This is a genomic window from Serratia sp. CY31944 (assembly GCF_052169175.1).
Lineage (GTDB): Bacteria > Pseudomonadota > Gammaproteobacteria > Enterobacterales > Enterobacteriaceae > Serratia > Serratia sarumanii.
Genome location: NZ_JBJNLG010000004.1, coordinates 13,408 through 35,446 on the forward strand (window position 1 = coordinate 13,408; position 22,039 = coordinate 35,446).

General features: G+C 60.4%; 24 protein-coding genes. 13 read left to right on the forward strand and 11 right to left on the reverse strand.

The annotated features are described in order from the left end of the window. Positions 1-158 precede the first annotated feature (158 nt). Positions 159-1,703 (forward strand): methyl-accepting chemotaxis protein, encoded by a 1,545-nt coding sequence (locus tag ACJ8IN_RS05685; RefSeq protein WP_195904032.1) that lies wholly within the window; start codon positions 159-161, stop codon positions 1,701-1,703. Between the two features lie 154 nt (positions 1,704-1,857). Here the strand turns inward: ACJ8IN_RS05685 and osmB are convergent, their stop codons facing one another. Then, positions 1,858-2,070, reverse strand: a complete 213-nt coding sequence (gene osmB / locus ACJ8IN_RS05690) for an osmotically-inducible lipoprotein OsmB (RefSeq protein ID WP_004940700.1) — start codon at positions 2,068-2,070, stop codon at positions 1,858-1,860. Positions 2,071-2,297: 227 nt separating this feature from the next. On the opposite strand from osmB, the gene ACJ8IN_RS05695 reads away from it, so the two are divergent. The 3 genes from ACJ8IN_RS05695 (at position 2,298) to ACJ8IN_RS05705 (ending at position 3,622) form a co-directional block, all read left to right on the forward strand. Continuing rightward, the gene (locus tag ACJ8IN_RS05695) at positions 2,298-2,693 is read left to right on the forward strand and encodes a DUF427 domain-containing protein (RefSeq protein WP_060420643.1); all 396 of its coding nucleotides are present in this window, start codon (positions 2,298-2,300) and stop codon (positions 2,691-2,693) included. 130 nt (positions 2,694-2,823) lie between these two features. Further along, positions 2,824-3,294 (forward strand): Rrf2 family transcriptional regulator, encoded by a 471-nt coding sequence (locus tag ACJ8IN_RS05700; protein WP_033648278.1) that lies wholly within the window; start codon positions 2,824-2,826, stop codon positions 3,292-3,294. A 193-nt stretch (positions 3,295-3,487) separates the two neighbouring features. Next, positions 3,488-3,622, forward strand: a complete 135-nt coding sequence (locus ACJ8IN_RS05705) for an AcrZ family multidrug efflux pump-associated protein (RefSeq protein ID WP_033634505.1) — start codon at positions 3,488-3,490, stop codon at positions 3,620-3,622. A 79-nt stretch (positions 3,623-3,701) separates the two neighbouring features. Here the strand turns inward: ACJ8IN_RS05705 and ACJ8IN_RS05710 are convergent, their stop codons facing one another. After that, positions 3,702-4,589: a LysR family transcriptional regulator gene (locus ACJ8IN_RS05710; protein ID WP_060420646.1), complete on the reverse strand. Its 888-nt coding sequence runs from the start codon at positions 4,587-4,589 to the stop codon at positions 3,702-3,704. Between the two features lie 121 nt (positions 4,590-4,710). Between ACJ8IN_RS05710 and ACJ8IN_RS05715 the strand changes: the two genes are divergently transcribed. Further along, entirely contained in the window at positions 4,711-5,868 is a 1,158-nt protein-coding gene (locus ACJ8IN_RS05715; protein ID WP_033655025.1) for a serine hydrolase domain-containing protein, read from the forward strand. After that, positions 5,868-7,085, forward strand: coding sequence for an MFS transporter (locus tag ACJ8IN_RS05720; RefSeq protein WP_060420649.1), 1,218 nt, complete (start codon positions 5,868-5,870; stop codon positions 7,083-7,085). Before ACJ8IN_RS05715 ends, ACJ8IN_RS05720 begins: the two co-directional genes overlap by 1 nt. On the opposite strand, the gene ACJ8IN_RS05725 is transcribed toward ACJ8IN_RS05720, so the two are convergent. Further along, the gene (locus tag ACJ8IN_RS05725; RefSeq protein ID WP_060420652.1) at positions 7,012-7,887 is read right to left on the reverse strand and encodes an alpha/beta hydrolase; all 876 of its coding nucleotides are present in this window, start codon (positions 7,885-7,887) and stop codon (positions 7,012-7,014) included. The genes ACJ8IN_RS05720 and ACJ8IN_RS05725 overlap by 74 nt on opposite strands. A 148-nt stretch (positions 7,888-8,035) precedes the next feature. Here ACJ8IN_RS05725 and ACJ8IN_RS05730 point away from each other — a divergent pair, with 148 nt between their 5' ends. From ACJ8IN_RS05730 to ACJ8IN_RS05740, 3 genes are all read left to right on the forward strand, one after another. Next, positions 8,036-8,785, forward strand: a complete 750-nt coding sequence (locus tag ACJ8IN_RS05730) for a DeoR/GlpR family DNA-binding transcription regulator (RefSeq protein ID WP_033655028.1) — start codon at positions 8,036-8,038, stop codon at positions 8,783-8,785. A gap of 12 nt (positions 8,786-8,797) precedes the next feature. Beyond that, positions 8,798-9,865 (forward strand): oxidoreductase, encoded by a 1,068-nt coding sequence (locus tag ACJ8IN_RS05735; RefSeq protein WP_060420655.1) that lies wholly within the window; start codon positions 8,798-8,800, stop codon positions 9,863-9,865. 113 nt (positions 9,866-9,978) lie between these two features. Beyond that, the gene (locus tag ACJ8IN_RS05740; RefSeq protein WP_060420658.1) at positions 9,979-11,361 is read left to right on the forward strand and encodes an MFS transporter; all 1,383 of its coding nucleotides are present in this window, start codon (positions 9,979-9,981) and stop codon (positions 11,359-11,361) included. Between the two features lie 39 nt (positions 11,362-11,400). Here ACJ8IN_RS05740 and ACJ8IN_RS05745 read toward each other — a convergent pair whose 3' ends face one another. From ACJ8IN_RS05745 to ACJ8IN_RS05765, 5 genes are all read right to left on the reverse strand, one after another. Then, positions 11,401-11,802: a VOC family protein gene (locus ACJ8IN_RS05745; RefSeq protein WP_033634513.1), complete on the reverse strand. Its 402-nt coding sequence runs from the start codon at positions 11,800-11,802 to the stop codon at positions 11,401-11,403. Between the two features lie 144 nt (positions 11,803-11,946). Then, positions 11,947-12,141, reverse strand: coding sequence for a ribbon-helix-helix protein, CopG family (locus tag ACJ8IN_RS05750; RefSeq protein WP_004928567.1), 195 nt, complete (start codon positions 12,139-12,141; stop codon positions 11,947-11,949). 80 nt (positions 12,142-12,221) lie between these two features. Further along, on the reverse strand, positions 12,222-13,010 hold the full coding sequence (locus ACJ8IN_RS05755) for a spermidine synthase (protein WP_060428331.1): 789 nt from the start codon (positions 13,008-13,010) through the stop codon (positions 12,222-12,224). Positions 13,011-13,040: 30 nt separating this feature from the next. Further along, entirely contained in the window at positions 13,041-13,496 is a 456-nt protein-coding gene (gene fabZ / locus ACJ8IN_RS05760; RefSeq protein WP_033648284.1) for a 3-hydroxyacyl-ACP dehydratase FabZ, read from the reverse strand. A gap of 187 nt (positions 13,497-13,683) precedes the next feature. Next, positions 13,684-14,178 (reverse strand): TIGR00645 family protein, encoded by a 495-nt coding sequence (locus ACJ8IN_RS05765; RefSeq protein ID WP_033648490.1) that lies wholly within the window; start codon positions 14,176-14,178, stop codon positions 13,684-13,686. Positions 14,179-14,393: 215 nt separating this feature from the next. Between ACJ8IN_RS05765 and ACJ8IN_RS05770 the strand changes: the two genes are divergently transcribed. Next, positions 14,394-15,056: a CPBP family intramembrane glutamic endopeptidase gene (locus ACJ8IN_RS05770; protein WP_060421159.1), complete on the forward strand. Its 663-nt coding sequence runs from the start codon at positions 14,394-14,396 to the stop codon at positions 15,054-15,056. A 22-nt stretch (positions 15,057-15,078) separates the two neighbouring features. Here the strand turns inward: ACJ8IN_RS05770 and ACJ8IN_RS05775 are convergent, their stop codons facing one another. Together ACJ8IN_RS05775 and ACJ8IN_RS05780 are read right to left on the reverse strand one after the other, a co-directional pair. Further along, positions 15,079-15,372 (reverse strand): SelT/SelW/SelH family protein, encoded by a 294-nt coding sequence (locus ACJ8IN_RS05775; RefSeq protein WP_004928553.1) that lies wholly within the window; start codon positions 15,370-15,372, stop codon positions 15,079-15,081. A 126-nt stretch (positions 15,373-15,498) separates the two neighbouring features. Further along, positions 15,499-16,737, reverse strand: coding sequence for an NAD(P)/FAD-dependent oxidoreductase (locus ACJ8IN_RS05780; RefSeq protein ID WP_060420665.1), 1,239 nt, complete (start codon positions 16,735-16,737; stop codon positions 15,499-15,501). Between the two features lie 191 nt (positions 16,738-16,928). Between ACJ8IN_RS05780 and ACJ8IN_RS05785 the strand changes: the two genes are divergently transcribed. From ACJ8IN_RS05785 to adhP, 3 genes are all read left to right on the forward strand, one after another. Further along, on the forward strand, positions 16,929-17,714 hold the full coding sequence (locus ACJ8IN_RS05785) for a sulfite exporter TauE/SafE family protein (protein ID WP_077791463.1): 786 nt from the start codon (positions 16,929-16,931) through the stop codon (positions 17,712-17,714). A gap of 17 nt (positions 17,715-17,731) precedes the next feature. Continuing rightward, positions 17,732-19,021 (forward strand): bifunctional sulfur transferase/dioxygenase Blh, encoded by a 1,290-nt coding sequence (blh, locus tag ACJ8IN_RS05790; RefSeq protein WP_060421162.1) that lies wholly within the window; start codon positions 17,732-17,734, stop codon positions 19,019-19,021. 203 nt (positions 19,022-19,224) lie between these two features. Then, complete coding sequence (gene adhP, locus ACJ8IN_RS05795; RefSeq protein ID WP_060420668.1) at positions 19,225-20,241, forward strand: alcohol dehydrogenase AdhP; 1,017 nt, start codon at positions 19,225-19,227, stop codon at positions 20,239-20,241. Between the two features lie 60 nt (positions 20,242-20,301). Here the strand turns inward: adhP and exaC are convergent, their stop codons facing one another. Continuing rightward, a complete protein-coding gene (gene exaC / locus ACJ8IN_RS05800; protein ID WP_060420671.1) occupies positions 20,302-21,822 on the reverse strand; it encodes an acetaldehyde dehydrogenase ExaC in 1,521 nt (506 codons plus the stop codon). Positions 21,823-22,039: the final 217 nt, after the last annotated feature.

Genomic DNA, 22,039 nt, shown 5'->3' on the forward strand with positions numbered 1-22,039 from the left:
GCGACGCAAAGCAGGCTGAAATATTAGTGTCATCAATGCCCGTTAGACTCGCGGCATCCTGGTATTACTGACTAAAAATCATGAACATAAAACTGACACTGGGCCGCAGGGTAAAATCTGCGGCAGCGCTGCCGCGCGCGTTTGGCTTCGGCAAGAGCATGGGCTTATTAAGCGGCGTAATTTGCGTTATCGCGCTATTTTCTCTGCTGCAATTGTTTTCCACCGTATTTATTTCCAATATTCTGCGCGACGCCAAGGTTAACCTGGTGACGGGCGACGCCTTGCATCGCCAGCAGGCGACGATGGATCGTGCCAGGCTGTCGCTACTGACGGCCAGCGACACCCTGAACCGTGCGGGCATCTATTATCTGCAGGACAAAGCCACCGGCTCCGACGGCAGCTGGCACAGCCTGCTGGATGAGTCGTTGGCGGCGCTGCAGGCTTCAGAGCAGGCCTTTGCCCGGTTCGAGCGCTTGAGCGCGGATGCGCCGGAAGCGCCGGGCGCCCTGCAAGACAGCTATCGCCTGTTCTATGACGGCCTGAAAGAGCAGGCGCAAGGATTGCAGGGCAACAGCATCGATGCGTTTTTCGCCGTGCCGATCCAGGCGTTTCAGGCGGATTTCAACGAGAAGTATCTCGCTTACCAGGCGCTGAATGAACGGCGTGGCGATGACGTCAACGTGCGGCAGTTGGCGGCGCTGGAGCAGGCCAAAACCTTTGCGCTCGGCGCGTTGGCCGCGCTGGCGCTGATCGCCGTGGGCGTTTGGTTCGGCGTCTCTCGCTGGGTGATCGCACCGCTGCGGCAGGCGATCGCGCACCTCAACGTACTGGCCGCCGGCGACCTTTCGCGGCCGCTGCCGCCTGGGCGCGCGTTCAACCGCGAGATGCGTCAGCTGCAGACCAGCATTGGCCATATGCAGGGCGGCCTGCAACGCCTGGTGAGCGAGGTGCGCGATGCGGCGGGCGGGATCCTGAACGGCGTCGGGCGGCTGGCGGACGGCAATCGACAGTTGACGGCGCAGTCGGCGAAGCAGGACGGCGAATTGCAGTTGGCGACCGAGCACGTGCGGCAACTGGCGGCGCGGGTGGAAGAAAACGGCCAATATGCGCAGCAGGCCAGCCAACGAACCGAACAGGCCCGGCAGTGCGCCGGCGCCGGTGAGCGGATGATGCAAACCGTCAATGTTTCGATGCAAGGGATCGTCAACCAATCGGCCGAAATGCGCGGCATCGTCGCGCTGATCGACAGCGTGGCGTTCCAGACCAATATTCTGGCGCTGAATGCGGCGATCGAGGCCGCGCACGCCGGGGGACACGGCCGCGGCTTTGCCATCGTGGCCAAAGAGGTGGGCCTGTTGGCGCAAAAGAGCAGCCATTCGACGCGCGATATTCAGCAGTTGATCAACCGTTCGCTGCTGCAAATCGATCAAGGCTCGCAGGCGGTGGATCTACTGACGGGCAACCTGCGCCAGATTATCGATCTGGTGAACAAATGCAGTGCGTTGATGGGAGAAATCTCCCTGGCGTCGCTCAATCAGGGGGAGAGCATTCAGGACGTGACGGAGCGCATCGCGGCGCTGAATCAGGTGGCGCGGCAAACCGGCACGGTGGTGAACGCGGTGACCGAGGCTTCGCAGCGGTTGCAGGGCGAATCGGAACGGTTAGAAAAAGCGATGGCGCGTTTCAGGCTGCCGACGCAATAAATAACCCCGCCGCAGATTAATGAATAATAAAGCTGCGCTTAACGTTATTTATTATTTTCGTGTCCTGAGAAAGTTCAGCGGTTAAATAAAAGAACAGGCCGGCGCTTATGGGTTAAAAAAGCGCCGGCCTGCAGAGATTATTTTAACCGGATGATTAACGGCTGGTCTGGTGGCCGATAATGCCGCCCAGCGCTGCGCCGCCAAGGGTGCCCAGCGTACTGCCGTCGGTCAGCACCGCGCCGCCGACGGCGCCCACGCCCGCGCCGATCGCCGTGTTGCGATCGCGATTGGACATATGCCCGCATGCGGTAACGGAAAGGGTTGCCATGACCACCACCAACACACCTGCGGCACGTTTAATATTCATAATGAGTTCCTGGTAAATTGGCTGATTAATGGATTAAAAATAATCCGATTAATCCGCCGGTAGAAGTTGAGATGAATGTATTCCTCCGTAAGAAAATCGAACAGGTAAAAATTCTTAATTTTGCGGCGCTGAAAAGCGATTGCTCGCCGAATGCGCGGCCGCCGGCAAAACCGCTGGTCTATACTGGGAAGACGCCTCGCGGAGGGGCGCACACTCTGGAGGCCGCCATGTCCGATCTCGTTTCCGCATCCGGCAAACCGGTGAAAATCCCCGGCCCGGACCACCCGATCGCCTTGACCCGTCATCCGGCGCGGGTCGTGGTGCGTGCCGGCGGTCAGACCCTGGCCGACAGCCACAACGCGCTCATTCTGCAGGAAGCCACCTATCCGCCGGTGTTTTACTTTCCGCGTGAGGACGTGAATATGGCGCTGTTGCAGAGAAACGAGCACGTCAGCTACTGCCCTTATAAGGGCGACTGCAGTTATTTCTCCCTGGCGCTTAACGGCGAGCAGGGCACCAATACGGCCTGGAGCTATGAAATGCCCTACAACGCCGTGGTGGCGATCAAGGATCATCTGGCATTTTATCCCGACAAAGTGGCGGAAATCCGTGCCGAAGCCTGAACCCCGCCGCATCCGGGCGTGGGCAGGTTGACATTCTTCTTATCCCTACTCATTATGTGTATTACTGGAAATTGATACGTTTTCCTTATGTTTTAGTCCGACATAAACGAAACTCTGAGCAGGTGCCAAGGTGTCTACCTCTACGCGATTTGCCGTTGCCATCCATATTCTGACCAATATCACGCTGTGCCGTGGCCAGACGGTGCGTTCCGAAGATATCGCGCGCAGCGTCAACACCAACCCGACGGTGGTGCGGCGCATCCTCGGCGCGCTGGCGGAGGCGGGGCTGACCTATTCACAGATGGGGCAAGGCGGCGGGGCGCTGCTGGCGCGGCCGGCGGAAGCGATCTCGTTGCTGGACGTGTATCGCGCGGTGGAAGATCAACCGTATTTCATGCTGCACCGTACCCGGCCTAACGATGCGTGCTATATCGGCCACGCCATTACCCCGGTGCTGGAGCAAGAGTTTGCGCGCGTCGGTCTCGCGCTGGAAGCCAGCCTGGCGCAAACCAGCATCGCCGAAATGGCCGGGCAGGTCGAGCGGCGCGCAGGCTATCCTTTTGTTCCTTGTTCGCCGCAATATCAAGCGGATACGCAATAAAAACCCGCGCCAATTCCTTCTTCGCGCAGAGCATTTTTTGCATTGCGTTAATGTAATTGTGTAAGTTACATTAGCTCGCATCAAGTGTGATGTAGCTCACGTTTTAGACTGCCTCCCCACGATACTCAACCGATTGGCCGGAAACCTTTTCTTCCGGCACAGATTCGCTGTGCTTATAAACCAGGAGAGAACGATGTTAGAAATGATTGAAAGCTTGGCCACCGTGGTGGTCCTGGTGCCGGTAATGGTGGCCGTTTTGCTCGGCGCGATTTACGGCCTGGGTGAAGTGTTCAACGTCTTTTCCGCTATCGGCCGCAAAAAAGGCTGATCGGCACGCCCGGGGGCGGTTCTCGTCCTCCGGCCCCCGCATTTTCCTTCCCATTATTACTCCATCGCGTATACCGTCTCTAGTCCCGAAAAAGCCGGGCGCTCAGCGTATCGATAAACACCCTGAGTTTTGGCGTCAGGTGTTTGCTGGAAGGCCAGAGGACTTTAAAGCTGCCGGTGTGGTGGCAATGCTCAGACAAGATCGGTTGCAATCGCCCCTGTTCCCGTGCGCGCTTTACGGCAAAATCCGGCAAACAGGCGATGCCCTGGCCGCTTTCCGCCAGGTAAATCAGGGTATCGACGGTATTGCAGACCAGCCGGGCGTTGATCCCCTCGGCGAGCAGCTTTTCCCATCCGGCGATCGGCCAGGGCTCCACTTTGCCGGTCGAGGGAAATTTGTACAGCAGGCAGGCATGGCCTTGCAGTTCCGCCGGTTGATGCGGGATCCCCATCTGGCGCAAATAATCCGGCGAGGCCACCAACTGCAGATGAAACGTGCCCAGCTGGCGGCTCATCAGCCGTGAGTCTTCGGTCTCGCCGACGCGAACCACGGCATCAAAACCTTCTTCGATGACATCGACTCGACGGTCGGAAAAATCGGTTTCCAGCTCAATTTCCGGGTAACGCCGAACAAATTCCGCCAGCACCGGATTCAACAGGCCGCCCACCAGCGGCAAACTGACACGCAGCTTGCCGCGCGGCGCGCTGTGCGTATCGCTGATTTCCCGTTCCGCCGCCGCCAATTCCCCGATAATGCGCTGACAGCGGTGCAGAAACAGCCGGCCTTCGGCGGTCAGCGTCATGCTGCGCGTGCTGCGGTGAAACAGGCGCGCGCCCAGCCGGTTTTCCAGGCGGGCGATGCTTTTCCCCACCGCGGAAGCGGAAATGCCGAGCACGCGCCCGGCCTCAACGAAACTCAGCGTCTCCGCGGCCTGCACAAAGACGCTTACCCCAGACAGATTATCCATTGCTTGCCCCATTGCGGACGTGAATGTCCGCTATGAAAGGAAATCTAGCCTGTTTTTCCGTTAATCACCACGCTCTATGCTCGGTGGCGACAGCATGGGCTGACTACCTGGAGCAATAAAGATGAGTGAATACGGATCCTCCACCAACGCGATCGACGGCGCGCTAGAGAAAGCTTTGCGCGAAAAACGCTTGGTTGGCGCGGTCGTTTTGGTGGCGCAGGGCGGTGAGATCGTTTATCGACGCGCGGCGGGCATGGCGGATCGCGAAGCGGGCAAGCCGATGGCGTGCAATACGCTGTTTCGGCTGGCTTCGGTGTCCAAACCGATCGTGTCCACGGCGGCGTTGGCGCTGATGGCGCAAGGCGGCATGCGGTTAGACGATCCGATCACGCGTTGGCTGCCGAATTTTCGCCCGCGGCTGGCGGACGGCACCCAACCGTTGATGACGCTATGGCATTTGATGACCCACACCGCCGGATTAAGCTACCGTTTTTTCCAGCCGGAAGGGGGATTCTACGCTCAGTCGGCGGTCTCCGACGGCATGGATGAGGCGGCGGTAAGCCTGCAGGAAAATGTGCGGCGTATCGCTTCCGCGCCGTTGCTGGCTCCGCCCGGCGCGGCGTGGCGTTATTCCATCGCCACCGATGTGTTGGGCGCGGTTATTGAACAGGCGAGCGGCCTGCCGCTGGCGCAGGCGGTCAAAAAATGGGTGACCGGGCCGCTGGCGATGACGGATACCGATTTCCTGGCGGTGGACGCCGCGCGTTTGGCGGCCGCATACGCCGATCATGCCGGCGAGCCACGCCGCCTGCGCCAGCCGGATCGTTTACCGTTCATCGACGGCAGCGCCGGTTTTCATCTGTCGCCGGCGCGTGCGCTGGATCCGCAGGCGTACGCCTCCGGCGGCGCCGGCATGGTCGGTTCGGCGGAGGATTTCCTGCGCCTGCTGGAAACGTTGCGCCAGGGGGGCGGGCAGGTGCTGCCGGCTGATTGGGTGGCGGCGCTGACCACCAACCAAATCGGCGATCTGCCGATGCCGTTTTGGCCAGGGCGCGGGTTTGGCCTGGGCATCACCGTGCTGAAAGATCCCGTCGCCGCGCAAACGCCGGAGTCCGTTGGCAGCTGGCGGATGGGCGGCACCTATGGCCACTCGTGGTTTGTCGATCCGGCCCGGCAGCTCAGCGTGGTGGCGTTTACCAACACGGCGCTGGAGGGGATGTCCGGCGCCTTTGTCGGCGAGATTTGTCAGGCGGTTTATGCCGCGACGGGAGCGATGTGATGGGCCTGTTGCCACCGATTTTCTTCATCGCGCTGGGGCTGTTCGGCGTTTACTGCATCGAGTTTGGCGTAGTGGGTATCTTGCCGCAGATCATCGCGCGCTATGGCATCTCCACGGCGCAGGCCGGCTGGCTGGTTGGGGTCTTCGCCCTGACCATTGCGCTGTTCGGGCCGCTGTTGGTGCTGCTGGCATCGCGGTTTAATCGCAAACGCATGCTGTTGATCGCGTTGGCCGTGTTTGCGGCAGCCAGCGCGCTGGCCGCTCAGGCGGACAGCTTTGCCATGCTCATGCTGCTGCGCATTTTGCCGGCGTTGTTTCATCCGATCTACTTTTCACTGGCGATGGTGGCGGCCGCGGCGCTTTATCCGCCGCATCTGGCTACCAAAGCAACCGCTTATGCGTTTATCGGCACCAGCATGGGCATGGTGTTGGGGATACCGTTGACGCAATGGATCGCCGGGCAGTTCAGTTACGAGGCGTCGTTCCGATTTTGCGCGCTGGTCAACCTGCTGGCGGCGCTGGGATTGCTGTGGCGCTTGCCTGATGCGGCCGTGCAGCGCCTCAGCTATGGCAAGCAGTTGGCCATCCTGCGCAGCGGCACGCTGTGGCTGAATATCACCACCTGCGTGCTGATCTTTGCCGCCATGTTTGCCGTCTACGCTTACGCGGCCGAGTACCTCAGCCGTGAAATCGGCCTCAGCGGCGGCGCCATCGGCTTGCTTCTGGTGGCGTTCGGTGTGGGCGGTGTCGCGGGCAACCTGTTGGCCGGCAAGGGGTTGAGCCGTCATCGTGCGGTGACGGTGTTGCTGCACCCGATAGCCTTGATGGCGGCCTATGCGCTGCTGTATCGCTACGGCAGCGCGAATATCGGTTCAATGACGGCGCTTTGTCTGTACTGGGGGGCGGCGCACACCAGCGGTTTGATCGTGACGCAGATCTGGCTGACCTCCGAAGCGCCGCAGGCGCCGGCGTTCGCCACCGGGCTGTATATCGCCTTTATCAATCTGGGCGTGGCGGTGGGGTCGCTGGTGGGCGGCTGGTTTATCGCTGCCTGGGGGCTACAGGGCAGCCTGCTGTGCGGGGCCATGTTTGCCGCACTGGCGGCGATCGCGATCGCCGCCAGGCTGTGGCTGCAACGGCAGGCTACGGTTGCGTTGCGTCAATCATCGCCATCACCTGCCGAAACATCGCGCTTTCCGCATCGGCCAGCTCGTTGACCAGCGTAAAGTGATTGCAGTGGCGATCGGCCAGCAGCTGGACGTCGAGGCCGCGCGCCAGGCAGGCGTCATAATAGGCCTGCGTCTGGTTTTTGAAGCCTTGGGTTTCCCGCTGGCCGACGTCGAGCAGGATCTGCGGCGCATGTTCTTTCGCCGGCAGCAAAAACAGCGGGCTGAGGGCTTGCGCCTGTTCGGGCGTCAGGTGCAGCCAGTCGTTGATATAGATATCGCACAGCGGCCGCAGATCGTAGAGGCCGCTCAGCGCCAGCGCGCCTTTGATCGCGTCGGGCGGCAGGCGATAGCGTTGCTGCCAGCCGTCGGCGATCAGCATGCCGCACAGGTGGCCGCCGGCCGAACTGCCGCTGACGAAAATGCGCGCCGGATCGATGCCGAAGGGCGCCCCGTGATGATAGAGCCAGGCGACGGCGCTGCGCACCTCGTGCACGATCTCCGCCAGCGTCGCTTCCGGCGCCAGCGTATATTCCAGCGTGGCGACCGCCACGCCGCGGCGGGCAAACGCGGCGGCCATCGAGCAGGCTTCCTCTTTACGCTGTGAATGCCAGTAGCCGCCATGAATAAAGATCAGCAGCGGGGCGGGCTGTGCGCTGGCCGGGAACAGATCGAGGCGCTCGGCGGCGCTCATGCCGTAGCGCAGATCGTAAATGCCCGGCGTCTGCGCCCTGGCACGCTGGGCCAGCGCGGCGTATTCCGCCATGCAGGCGTCAAAATCTTCCACCGAAGCGCGGGCGTTGTATTGCACGGCGCGCACGCTCAGGTCTGTAAACGTCAGATCGATGCTCATCACCTCTCCTGATTGTTATGCGTTATGCCCTCATCGTCGTCCCGCAGGCGAAAAGATGTTTGATCTTCGGTGCGCATCATTGCGGCTTCTCTGATGCTGTTTTCTGCTGTATATTGCTGTTTTATGCTTTTTACTGCGGAATAAACCCATGCACAAAGCGGCACGACAGCGCCATTTATTGGATTTGCTCAGCGAACGCGGGCAGGCGGCGGTGGCGGAATTGGCCGGCGCCATCGGCGTTTCGGTCGATACCGTGCGCCGCGATCTGGCCGATCTCGAGCGGCAAGGGTTGGCGCAGAAACATCACGGCGGGGCGATCGCGCTCGAACCGTCCGGCATGCCGCGCCAGGCGCGCGCGGCGCTGTTGCCGCAGGTCAAGCAGCGGCTCGGCCGCGCGGTGGCCGCGCAGATCCCGCCCGGCAGCACCCTGATGCTGGATGCGGGCAGCACGCTGCTGGCGGTGGCGCAGGCGCTGCGCGGGCCGGCCACGGTGATCACCGCTTCGCTGGATATCGCGCAGTGCCTGAGCGACAGGCCGGAGATCAACCTGATTCTGCTCGGCGGCCAGTGGGATGCGCGCCAGCGGCTGTTCGCCGGCAGCGCCACCCTGGCGTTGCTGGAACGCTACCGCGCGGATATCGCCTTGCTGGGCGCCTGTGCGGTGCATGCGCAGCTGGGGCTGAGCGCCGGCGACGAGGCCGATGCAGAGGTCAAACGCGCCATGCTGGCCAACAGCGGTGAGCGCTGGCTGGTGGCCGACCATATGAAGCTGGATCGCTGCGAACCGCATCACGTTGCGGATCTGGCGCAGATCCAACGGCTGTTTACCGATCGCCCGTGGGACAACCTGGACGAACAGTCACTGATTGAACTTTGTGTCGTCGCCGACGACCGCTAGAGGAGAACACTGATGAACGATACCGCTCGACCGTTGCAGGTGGCGCTGATTGGCTACGGCTTTGTCGGCAAGGCGTTTCACGCGCCGCTGATTAACGCGGTGCCGGGGCTGGAACTGAGCGTGGTGGCTTCGCGCGATGCCGCCAAGGTGCATGCCGATCTGCCGCACGCGCAGGTGATAGCCGATCCGCTGGAGGCCATCCGCCGGCCGGAGGTGGATTTGGTGGTGATCGCGTCGCCGAATGACACCCATGCGCCGCTGGCGCTGGCCGCGCTGGAGGCGGGCAAGCACGTGGTGGTGGATAAGCCCTTTACGCTGGACTTGGCGCAGGCGCGCACGCTGATTGCGGCGGCGGAAAAACACGATCGCCTGCTGTCGGTGTTCCAGAACCGCCGCTGGGACAGCGACTACCTGGGGGTGAAGCAGGTGATCGAACAGGGGCTGATCGGCAAGGTGACGCACTTTGAGTCGCACATCGATCGTTACCGCCCCGAAGTGCGGGTGCGCTGGCGCGAGCAGAACCTGCCGGGCAGCGGGCTGTGGTTTGATCTGGGGCCGCACATGGTCGATCAGGCGCTGCAGCTGTTCGGTTTGCCGCACAGCGTGCAGGCCAACATCGCCACGCTGCGCCCCAACGCGCAGGTTAACGACTGGGCCCACGTGGTGCTCAACTACCCGACGCACCGCGTGATCCTGCACGGCAGCATGCTGGTGGCGGGCGGCGTGGCGCGCTTTACCGTGCACGGCGAGAAAGGCAGCGTGGTCAAAACGCGCGCCGACGGGCAGGAGAGCCAACTGCTGGCCGGCGTGACGCCGGGCTCGGCGGAGTGGGGCAAAGACGACGACGCGATGAGCCTGTTTATCGGCACGGAGCCGGTGCGCACGCTGCCGACGCCGGATGGCGATCAGCGCCAGTATTACTTCCAGGTACGCGACGCCCTGCGCGGCGCCGGCAGCAATCCGGTTACCGCTGCGCAGGCGCTGGCGGTGATGGCGGTGCTGGAGGCGGCCACCCTGGCGGCGGAAACCGGCGTCACCCAAACCCTGCCGCTCACCGAGGCGGAGATCGCCGCCTGGTAACGGCTCGCGTCAGATAAGGCGGAAGACGCATGGATACAGTGCATGCCGTGCGTCTTCCGCCATTCCAACCCCTGACATAGGCTAATCCTCAGTCTATGTCAGGAGTGTTTATCATGTTATCCCATCCTTCGCCGCAGGGCGTCCGCGGCATATTGGCCGCACTGTCTCTGAGCATGCTGCTGTCATCGCTCGGCATCAGCATCGCCAACGTCGGGCTGCCGGCGCTCGCCGCCGCGTTCCATGCTTCGTTCCAGGCGGTGCAATGGGTATTGCTCTGTTATTTACTGGCCGTCACCACCTGCATCATCGGCATCGGCCGCCTCGGCGACAGCCTTAATCGCCGCCGCCTGCTGCTGGCGGGCATCGCGCTGTTTACCGCCGCTTCGCTCGCTTGTGCGCTGGCCCCGCAGCTTTGGCTGCTGTTGGCGGCGCGCATGGCGCAGGGGCTGGGGGGCGCGGTCATGATGTCGATCGCCATGGCGCTGGCGGGCGAGGCGCTGGGCACGGATAAAATCGGCCGCGCGATGGGTCTGCTCGGCACGATGTCGGCAGTGGGCACCGCGCTGGGGCCGTCGTTGGGCGGCGCGCTGATCGCCGGTTTCGGCTGGCGGGCGATGTTTCTTATCAATCTGCCGCTGGGGCTGCTGGCGCTGTGGCTTGCCTGGCGATACCTGCCGAATGGGCCGCGCGCGGCAGCGCGCCAGGAACCGTTCGATCGCGCCGGTACGCTGCTGCTGGGCGGCGCATTGCTCTGCTATTCGCTGGCGATGACCCTTGGGCGCGGCAACTTCGGTGCGCTCAACCTGGCGTTGATGCTGGGGGCGCTGTTGGCGGGGGCGCTGTTCATCGGCGTGGAACGCCGCGCCGCATCGCCGCTGTTGGCGCCGGCGATGTTCCGCCATCCGGCCCTGACGGCGGGGCTGGCGGCCAGCGCGCTGGTGATGACGGTCATGACCGCCACGCTGGTGGTCGGGCCGTTCTACCTGTCGCGCGCGCTGGGGCTAAGCGCAGCGCAGGTCGGGCTGGTGATGTCGGCGGGGCCGGCGGTGGCGATCCTGACCGGCATTCCGGCCGGTTATCTGGTGGATCGTTTCGGATCGCAGCGCATTGGCCAGTTTGGGCTGGCGGCGGTGGCCGCCGGGGCCGCGTTGCTGTCGCTGCTTAACCGCTGGGGCGTGCTCGGCTATGTTGGCCCCATCGCGCTGCTGACCGCCGGCTATGCGCTGTTTCAGGTGGCAAACAACACCATGCTGATGAAGGATCTGTTTCCCGAACGGCGCGGGCTGATCGCCGGCATGGTGAACCTGGCGCGCAATCTTGGGGCGATCACCGGCGCTTCGGCGATGGGGGCGCTGTTTTATCTGGCTTCGCAGCGGGTGGCGGGCGCCGCTGCCGCCGTGGCTTACGGCATGCAGGTGACCTACGGCGTGGCGGCGCTGTTGGCGTTAGCGGCGCTGCTCATCGCCTTCGGCCGCCGCCGCCCGCGTCGGCGATGAATCCGTCTACGCCGGTGGCGATATGAACCGAACATTTCATCAGGCGAGATCGCCCCGGTACACCACATGGACCTTGTTGCCGTCGGGATCGCGCAGGTAAGCGCCGAAATAGCCCTTGCCGTAATGCGCGCGTTCGCCGGGCTCGCCTTCACCGCTGCCGCCCGCCAGCAGGCCGGCGGCGTAAGCGCGTTTGACTTCCAGCTCATCGGCGGCGAGAAAGGCCAGCATGCTGCCGTTACCGGCGCTGGCGGGTTGCCCGTCGAAGGGTTGGTAAGCATAGAAACGCGGCAGCGTTTGGCCCGGCATCACCCAGCAGCGGGCGGCGGGGCCGCCGTCCGGCGTCACTTCCCGCCGCTGTAACCCCAGCGGCAACAGGATGGCGTCGTAGAAGGCGGCGGCGGCGTCCAGATCGCTGACGCCGACGGTAATATGGCTGAACATGGCGCTTCCTTTCCGAAGAGAGAGTATGAACGCATAAAACAGTAGCAGCGATATTGCCGAATGGACAGACCGCAACGGAGGATTCGGATTAGAGACGCGCGCAGGGGCAAAGCGCGCTTCACGGTGTGCGGGGCAGGCCGCCGCTCAATTGCTTTCGACGCGCGGATTGGCGTGAGTCGGTTGGCTGGGATAGTCCACCTGATGCTTATGCAGGTAATCGCGGATCAGCTGGCGCACCACCTGGGAAGGGGTGACGTCCTGCTGCAGGCACAGTTCCTCCAGGGCTTTCTTCTTGTCCGGGTCAATCAGCACCGTTAGCCGCGCCGTTTTCTTTTCCATCAGGATCCTCCAGAGAATGATAACTGAATGATAATACCATGTGGGCGAAGCGGCCAGCCAGACCGCGCCGCCGCCCGTCTTTAGCGGAAATGCAACCGCTCTATTTTGCGTGACAGGTAGCCGAGTTCGCAGTTGAACAGCTCGCCGCTGCTGGCGGCCAGGCTGCGCAGCGCGCTCAGCGGCAGCGTCACCTGGGCCGGCGTGGCGTAAATGATCACGTTGCCGCTGGGGGCGACGCAAAACAGTACGGTGCCGAATATTCGCTGCAGGCTGTGGTACAGCAGGCTGTTTTCGTCAGGCAGATCGTGGTAATTGAGCACCAGCCAGCCCCCGTCGTTCAGCCGCGCGGCGCAGTTTTCCAGGAAGGTCTGGGTGCCTTGCTGCGGATCCATGGCGAACGCCGAATAGAGATCGGAGAAGATCAGATCGTAGCGCGTCTCGACGGGCGGGCGCACGAAGTCCATGGCGTCGGCGGTGCGCAGGCTGATGGTGCCGGTGGCCGGCAGCGTAAAATAGCGGCGCGCGACGGCGATCACCGCAGCGCGCAGCTCGACGACGTCCAGACGCATCGCCGGATCGAGCGCGTGCAACGCGCGCAGCAGACTGCCGCCGCCCAACCCCAAAATCAACGCCGAGCTCGGCGGTTGCCAGGCCACCGCCATCAGCATCGCTTTGATGTAGTTGTGGATCGGCTGCGCGGGGTTGCTGAGGCTCATCTTGCTCTGTTCGCAGATGCCGTCAAACCGCAGCGTGCGGTAGTCCTTGTGATCGGAAACGATGATTTCGCCCCAGGCGTCGGCTTCGCGAGCGATCACCTGGCCGCGCGGAGAGAAATCGAGGGTTCTGAGTAAGCTGTCAACCAGAGACATGGTATTCGCAGGGCTCCTTTGGCAAGCGGCCTATTTACGGGCGCACATGAAATCGGCGGTGCAAATGCGCCGGCCATCGATGCTGGCGCGGCCGGTAAAGCGGGCGATCGCCCCGCGCCGACGAACAAAAGCGACCTCCATCAGCACCTGGTCCCCGGGGCGGGCGGCGCGATAAAACCGCGCGCGCTGAATGGCGGCGAAATAGTAATGCTCCCCCTCATTCAGCGCCCCGAGATAGTAGTGGGCCAGCAGACCGGTGCTTTGCGCCAGCGCTTCCACCAACAGCACGCCGGGAAATCCGGCGAAGTGCGCGTGGCCGTTCCAGAACGTCGGCTCATTGGCGGTGATGTTCTTGATGGCGCTCAGCCGCCCTTCGGCAATGCAGGTGCCGGCGGGCAGCACGCGATCGACCAGCAGGCAGGGATAACGATGAGGCAAAATCGCCTGAATATCGTTGAATTGCAGGGGGTGACCAGTCAATGGCATGGGGGGCGTGATCCTGTCTGCGGCGAAACCGGTGCGAGCGCCGGCGTTCAGTCCATGATGAGTGTAATAACATTATAATAAAATTATCATCAGATGTGCCAGATGAAAAAAACGACGGCGCAGAAACAGGCGAAGAGAGGAGCGAGAGGGAGGCACCCGATCCTGGCGATCGGGTGTGGCAGCGCGTTTAGTGCTTGGAGCGGGTCACTTTATCCAGGTAGCCCATCACGAAGGCGGACAGCACAAAGGTAAGGTGGATGATCACATACCACATCAGCTTGTTGTCCGGCACGTTCTTGGCGTCCATAAACACCCGCAGCAGGTGAATGGAGGAGATGGCAACGATAGACGCAGCAACTTTGTTTTTCAGCGAGGTGGCATCCATTTTGCCCAGCCAGCTCAGCTTTTCTTTCCCTTCGGTGATATCCAACTGCGAGACGAAGTTTTCATACCCAGAGAACATCACCATCACCAACAGCCCGCCCACCAGCGCCATGTCGACCAGCGACAGCAGGGTCAGGATCAGATCGGCTTCGGCGATAGAAAAAATGTTGGGCAGGACGTGCAGGATCTCCTGAAAAAACTTGATCGACAGGGCGACCAGAGCCAGTGAAAGGCCGACATAAACCGGTGCGAGCAGCCAACGGGAGGCGTACATCGTGTTTTCGAGCAAGCGTTCAATCATAAAAATTTATTAATTACGTGGCTAAAAGAGCGCTCAGTATAACTCAGGAGACCCGGGCGAAATCAACCGCGTGCCAATGGCTTGGAGAAATTTGCGAATGGACGTTCGCTTCGAACGGGTTCATGACAATGATATCGCATGGGGATAAACTGCCGCGATATCTTGCCTTGCTGCTGTTCCGTCAATCGCTGCTCAAAACTAAGGATGGTTATATGGTCGACAATGCGTTTATCGCGAGAACGCGAGCCGTCAACGGCTGCTTTTCCATGTTTTTGCTGATGTTCCTGATTACGTTTATTCCGCTGCTCCTTGAGAACAGAGCCGCCTTGATGCGACAAGGGCTATTGCTGCCGCTGCTGTATGGAATGGAGTTCATCGCTATCTTTTCGTTATACCTGCTCTTTTTCCGCCGCAGAGAAGGATTGGGCAAAGGCGAGGTTAAACGCAGCGATTTTGCGCTGCTGCTGTTCGCGCTGTTGGTGATTCAGTTTATTTTCCCGCGTTTGATGGGCGTGGAGAAAACGGAAACCTGGGTGACGGAGCAGGTGGCATTACCTGGCGAAATTTTGGCGCTCAATGCCGCTTTGTTGGTTTTCGTGGTCCCCATTTATGAAGAGATCGTATTTCGCGGCTGTCTGTTTAACGCGCTGATGTATTGGTTTAACGATAAGGTGCTTTGGGTCGCGTTAACGGTGTCTGTCATCTTTGCCGTTTTGCATACCCAGTACACCGATTGGCGCACATTGGCAGCTCTGGTGCTCATCTCGCTGGTGTTGACGGCCGCCCGAGTGAGATCCAAAGGGATCTATTTGCCCATCGGGCTGCATATGACCATGAACGGCGTCGTGATGGCGGCCAGCTATGCGTTAAGCTGAAGCCGTGCTTACCGCCCGATTTTCAGTGCCGGGCTTTTTTACCGTCGCTGTGGCCGAGAGAGCGATCGGGGAAGCTGTGATCGCGCAGCCGTTGCTTTAACTGCGCCGCATCGGGGAAACCGCCGTCAATCTTGCGATCCCAAATCATTACGCCATCGACGCTGATTTGATAGACCCCGCCGGTGCCCGGCATCAGGGTGACGGAGGCGAGATCGTCGCCGAAGGTGTTCAGCAGCTCTTGCGCCATCCAGCCGGCGCGCAGCAGCCAGTTGCATTGTGAACAGTAGTGGATCGTAACGGCGGGGGCATTTTTCATCGATGATCGACCGGTAGTGGTAACGGCTTGCAATCAGCCTGAGGAACCTGCAAACGATGGTGGCCTCGTCTCGCCAAATAGTCAAGCGTCTGCAACGGCAGGAACGAGAGGGGGACCGAGCGCGCGTCACGGCCGCTTGCTGCCGGCAAACCATTCAACACCACGCAGCATGCCTGCCCAATAAAACCGGGGTAAAAACCAGGCTTTCAGCCACCAGGCCAGACGGCTGGGCTGGGTGGCGTCGAGCAGCGGAAACGTGGGCAGCAATTTACCGTCATAGCCAAATTCCGCCAGCACAACTTTGCCTTTCTCAACCGTCAATGGACAGGAACCATAACCATCATAATGGGCAGTGAGAGGCGCGCCCTGAATCAGCGCCGCGACGTTTTCAGCCGCCACCACCACCTGCTTGCGGGCTGCCGCCAGGGTTTTGGCGTTTGGCGTCGAGCAACAGTCGCCTACCGCAAAAATATCCGGCCAATGCTTATGCTGCAGCGTCGATTTATCCACATCGCACCAGCCGGCACCATCAGCGAGGCCGCTTTGCGAAATAAACGCCGGGGCCGATTGGGGCGGCACCACGTGGAGCATATCGAAGGGCAGAGTTAACTCGCGTTTTCCTTCTTCATTTGTCTCTACGGCAAATGTCGCTTGCCGCTTCTCGCCATCAACACGGATCAAATGATGATTGAAGTTGACCTGTGCTCGGTATTTTCCCAAATACTCGGTCAGCGGGGGGACAAATTGCGGAATGCCGAAAACTGCCGCGCCCGCAAGGCAGAAATTGACGTTAATATTATTCAGGATGCCTTGGCGACGCCAGTGGTCGCATGAAAGATACAAGGCTTTTTGCGGTGCGCCGGCGCATTTGATGGGGAGCGGCGGCTGAGAAAATATCGCCTGGCCGCCTTTCATTTCGCGGACCAGTTGCCAGGTATATTCGGCAAGATCAAAGCGATAATTAGAGGTGACGCCGTTTAATCCCAGGGTTTCTTCAAGGCCCTCTATTTTATCCCAGCGTAAAATCAGTCCGCATGCAACAATAAGAAAGTCATAGTTTATTTTCTGCCCCTGGCGTGTCTCGATGTACTTTTGACTGGGCTCAACCCTGACCACGCTATCCTGTATCCATGCGGTGCCTGAGGGCAGAACGGCATGCATGGAGCGCCGTGTTTTCGTGATATCAAAGAGCCCGCCGCCCACCAGAGTCCATGCAGGTTGATAATAATGACAGCCGTTAGGCTCCACGACCGTTATATCGATGTCTTTAACTCGCTTCCTTATGCTTGCCGCGATACCTATTCCGGATGAGCCGCCGCCAATAATAACGACGCTTTTCTGGGTGTTTATTTTCTCTGGTTTCATGCAGGCCTCCTTTCATAAGAAAGTAGGAGGTTGTCGCCCAGATTAAAAGCGAATTCATAGAACTTGTGGTTATATAAAAAATCACATATTCCATTTTGCTATATGTAATAACAAATAGAAATAAGTTATTTGACATTGCCGGTGAACTGATCGTTAATAAATGGCATGAGCATCATTAAGGGATTAACGCAGTGGATTTTTTCCATTTCAGTTTTTATATCGTGATGCTGTTAGTGGTCACCGGGGGAATTGTGGGATTTCTCCTGGCCCTGACCGGCGGCGGCGGCTCAATCGTCTGCGTGCCATTATTGCTGTATATGGTGAAAGTGCCGGATACGCATTTGATTATAGGGACCAGCGCCATGTCTGTGGCCATTAACGCGCTGATCAACCTGGCCGCGCACGCCTCCAAAGGCAACGTCAGGTGGCAGACCGGGCTTGTCGTTTCGCTGCTCGCCGTCATGGGGGCGCTGGCCGGCTCTCAGATGGGAAAAATCACGGACGGACACTACATAACCCTGCCTTTCTCCCTGTTGATGCTGGTGGTCGCCGGATTGACGCTGAAAAGAAATCCCCTTGCCGGCAACCCCTTGCCGTCCTCCCATTCTGCCGTTCATCCCGCCATCGTATGGCCCAGCGTTCTCGCGCTGGGCGGGCTGGCGGGCTTTCTGGGCATTGGCGGCGGATTTTTGGTTGTGCCGGCGCTGGTCTGGTTTTTTCGCTTCTCGATGGTTGAGGCGGTGGCAACCTCACTGGTGGTCGTGGCGGCCATGGGGCTATCGACCAGCGCCAGCTACGCCATGTCCGGAAAGGTGTCGCTCGCCATTACGTGTTGGCTCATCGTCGGCGGCGTTCTGGGGGGCGTGGTGGGGGTGGCACTCGCCGAGCGCCTGAAAAAACGCGAGGGCATTATCAACGTGCTCTATGCCCTCATGCTCCTGGCGCTGGCTCTGTATATGTTATTTAAAAGCCTATGAAACGGAAGGAAAAAAACATGCGCATCCGCACTTACCACCCTCAACTCTCCTTTTCGGGCGCGCCCGAAGCGAGTGATTTCAAGGCGCTGTCTCAACAGGGCTACCGCCTTATCGTCAACAATCGGCCGGATGAGGAGCCGGGGGAGTATCTTGACCATCAGCAAGAGAAAGCGTTGGCTGAACAAGGGGGAATGCGCTACGTCTATCTCCCTTATACGTTCGATACGCTGACCTGGGAGACCGTTTACACCTTCCAGTTTCTGTTGCGGCAAGGCAAGAAAACCCTGGCGCACTGCAGAAGCGGGGCTCGCTCTGCCTGCCTTTCCCTGCTGTATGCGCTGCGCGAAGGTCAGATAGATGAGGCGCAGTTTCGCCTCCAATGCGACGAATACGGCGCGGACGCCGATAAGGCGCTCAGCTGGTACTACAAGCATCAGTCCGTGCGGGCCACGGCGGAAGTTCACGCGTTTTATGAGCCGGAAAGCGGCAGCCTGCAGTATGTGGTTGCCGATCCCGAGGCGCGCCGCTGTGCGATTATCGATCCGGTGCTGGATTTTGACCGCCGATCGGGCACGGTCTCGCATCAACAGGCCAACGATATCCTGAATTTTATCCATCAACGGGGGTGGGGAGTGGCCTGGGTGCTGGATACGCACCCGCACGCCGACCATTTTTCGGCCGCCACCTGGCTGGCGCAGAAAACCGGCGCCTTCACCGGCATCGGTGAAAAAATTACCGCCGTTCAGGGGCTGTGGGAAGAGATCTATAATTTAAAAGACCTGCCTGCGGCCAATACCGTCTGGGATGCGCTGTTCGCGGACGGCGACGTCTTTTTTATCGGCAACCTGCGCGCTGAAGTCCTGCTGTCTCCCGGGCACACGCTGGCGTCCGTCACTTATTACATTGCGGATGCGGCGTTTATCCACGATACGTTCTTCATGCCGGACAGCGGTACCGCAAGGGCCGATTTTCCTGGCGGCAATGCGGAAACCTTGTGGGAGTCATTGCAGCGGATCTTGAGCCTGCCGGGGGATACCCGCCTGTTTACCGGCCATGATTACCGCCCGGCGGGGCGTGAGGCCCGCTGGGAAAGCACCGTGAGAGAGCAGCGCGAGAACAATCCCTGGGTGGTCAACATGGATAAATCCCGCTTTATTGCGCAAAGAAAGCAGCGGGACGCCACGCTGCCGCACCCGGAACTCATGCTGATGGCGCTGCAGGTCAATATTCGCGGCGGCGTGTTGCCTGACTGCGAAGACGATGGGCAACGCTACCTGAAAATTCCCGTGAATCGATTTAAGCGGTGAATCAAGCCAGAGGTGCGCGATCGTTCGCCGCCGCTGCGGTCAATGCGAATGAGATCGCGCCGTCTGTTAATTGTTTTTTATGAAATAATCATGCTGGTTCATATTTAATTATTTGTTTTTACACAAATCATGCGGCGCTTGCCCTCACCGAATACAGTCACTACATTAACAACTGTACTTCCCACTCTGCTAAGGAAAACACCATGAAAGCTGCCGTAGTGACGAAAAACCATACCGTAGACATTCAGGATAAAGTGCTGCGCCCGCTGAAGCACGGCGAAGCGGCGTTGAAAATGGAGTGTTGCGGGGTGTGCCACACCGATTTGCACGTGAAAAACGGCGATTTCGGCGAGGTGCCGGGCATTACGTTGGGGCATGAGGGCATCGGCGTGGTCTCCGCCGTCGGTGAGGGCGTCACCTCGCTAAAAGTGGGTGACCGCGCCAGCGTCGCCTGGTTTTACCAGGGTTGCGGCCATTGCGAATACTGCGTCAGCGGCAACGAAACCCTGTGCCGTTCGGTGAAAAACGCCGGCTACAGCGTTGACGGCGGCATGGCGGAAGAGTGCATCGTGGTGGCGGACTACGCGGTGAAAGTGCCGGACGGGCTCGATTCTTTCGCCGCCAGCAGCATCACCTGCGCCGGCGTCACCACCTACAAGGCGGTGAAAATTTCCGATATCAAGCCGGGGCAGTGGATCGCCATCTATGGCCTGGGCGGGCTGGGCAACCTGGCGCTGCAGTACGCCAAGAACGTGTTTAACGCCAAAGTGATCGCCATCGACGTCAACGACGGCCAGCTGGAGTTCGCCAAACAGATCGGCGCCGATCTGGCCATCAACTCCAAAACGCAAAACGCCGAGGAGATCATTCAACAGCAAACCGGCGGCGCTCACGCGGCGGTGGTGACGGCGGTGGCGAAAGCGGCCTTCAACTCGGCGGTCAATGCGGTGCGCGCCGGCGGTAAAGTGGTGGCGGTGGGGCTGCCGCCGGAGAGCATGGATCTGAGCATTCCGCGGCTGGTGCTGGACGGCATTCAGGTGGTGGGTTCGCTGGTGGGCACGCGCGAAGATCTGAAAGAGGCGTTCCAGTTCGCCGCCGAAGGCAAAGTGACGCCGAAAGTGACCAAACGGCCATTGGGCGACATCAACGCCATCTTCGACGAGATGAAGGCGGGCACCATTCGCGGTCGCATGGTGATCGATCTCGGCATGGCGCAATAAGCGTTGCTAAACTAAAAAGGAAGGCCACCTGCGGGTGGCCTTCTGGTTGTTACGCCCGGCTCAGAACAGGCCCAGCGGTTTAGCGTCGTAGCTGACCAGCAGGTTTTTCACCTGTTGATAGTGCGACAGCGCCGCCTTGTGGGTTTCGCGCCCGATGCCGGAGTTCTTGTAGCCGCCGAACGCGGCGTGCGCCGGATACAGGTGGTAACAGTTGGTCCATACGCGGCCCGCCTTGATGGCGCGGCCCATGCGATAGGCGCGGTTGATGTCGCGGGTCCACAGCCCGGCGCCCAGCCCGAACTCGGTGTCGTTGGCCAGCGCCAGCGCTTCGGCTTCATCTTTAAAGGTGGCGACGCCGATCACCGGCCCGAAGATCTCCTCGCGGAAGAAGCGCATGCTGTTGTTGCCGGTAATCAACGTCGGCTGCAGGTAGAAACCGTTTTGCAATTCATCCTCATGCTGCGTGCGTTTGCCGCCGGCGAGGATGTTGCCGCCCTCATTCTTGGCGATGTCGATGTAGGACAGGATCTTATCGTACTGTTCTTGCGACGCCTGCGCGCCGAGCATGGTGTCGGTGTCGAAGGGATCGCCCTGGCGGATGGTGGCGATGCGCGCCAGCACTTTCTCCATAAACTGCGGATAGATAGATTCTTCAATCAGCGCGCGTGAAGGGCAGGTGCAGACCTCCCCCTGGTTGAAGAAACCGAGCACCAGCCCCTCAACTGCCTTGTCGATGAACTCCGGCTCCGCCTGCATGATGTCGGCGAAATAGATGTTGGGCGATTTACCGCCCAGCTCGACGGTGCTGGGGATGATGTTTTCCGCCGCGCAGGCGAGGATGTGGCGGCCGATCGGCGTGGAGCCGGTGAACGCGATCTTCTCGATGCGTTTGCTACGCGCCAGCGCTTCGCCGGCCTCGGCGCCGAAGCCTTGCACCACGTTGAGCACGCCCGGCGGCAGCAGATCGCCGATCTCTTCCATCAGCACGCTGATGCCGAGCGGGGTCTGTTCCGCCGGTTTCAGCACCACGCAGTTACCGCCCGCCAGCGCCGGCGCCAGTTTCCAGGCGGCCATCAGCAGCGGGAAGTTCCACGGGATGATCTGGCCGACTACGCCCAGCGGTTCATAGATATGGTAGGCCACGGTGTTCTGGTCGATCTCCGCCGCGGTACCTTCCTGCGCGCGCAGGCAGCCGGCGAAGTAACGGAAATGGTCGACCGCCAGCGGCAGATCGGCATTCAGGGTTTCGCGGATCGGTTTGCCGTTGTCCCAGGTTTCGGTCAGCGCCAGCATCTCCAGCCGCGATTCGATGCGATCGGCGATCGCCAATAGCACGTTGGAACGCGCCTGCACGCTGGTTTTTCCCCAGGCGTCCGCCGCCGCGTGCGCCGCGTCGAGCGCCAGCTCGATGTCCTTGGCGTCGGAACGCGGGAATTCGGCGATCGGCTGGCCGGTCACCGGCGAGGTGTTGGTGAAGTAGTTGCCGGATACCGGTTCGACGAATTTGCCGCCAATGTAGTTGCCATAGCGCTTGCGGAACGAAACCAGCGAGCCAGGCAAACCGGGGTGGACATATTTCATGTTAAGCACCTCTCTGCAGATGAAAATCAGCGCTATTGGGCTGCGCCTGTGAATGCGGCATGCCGCCGCAGCACAGAGAAGCACGGCGCGTGCCAGATTAACGAAAGGCGAGGGTGATGATAAAAATGGCTTATTTATTAGCGTGTTAAAAACTGATATGACTTAGCGAATCGGGCGATTCCGCCGTCGTCGGTGTTTTTTTGTGTCCCGTGTCGCA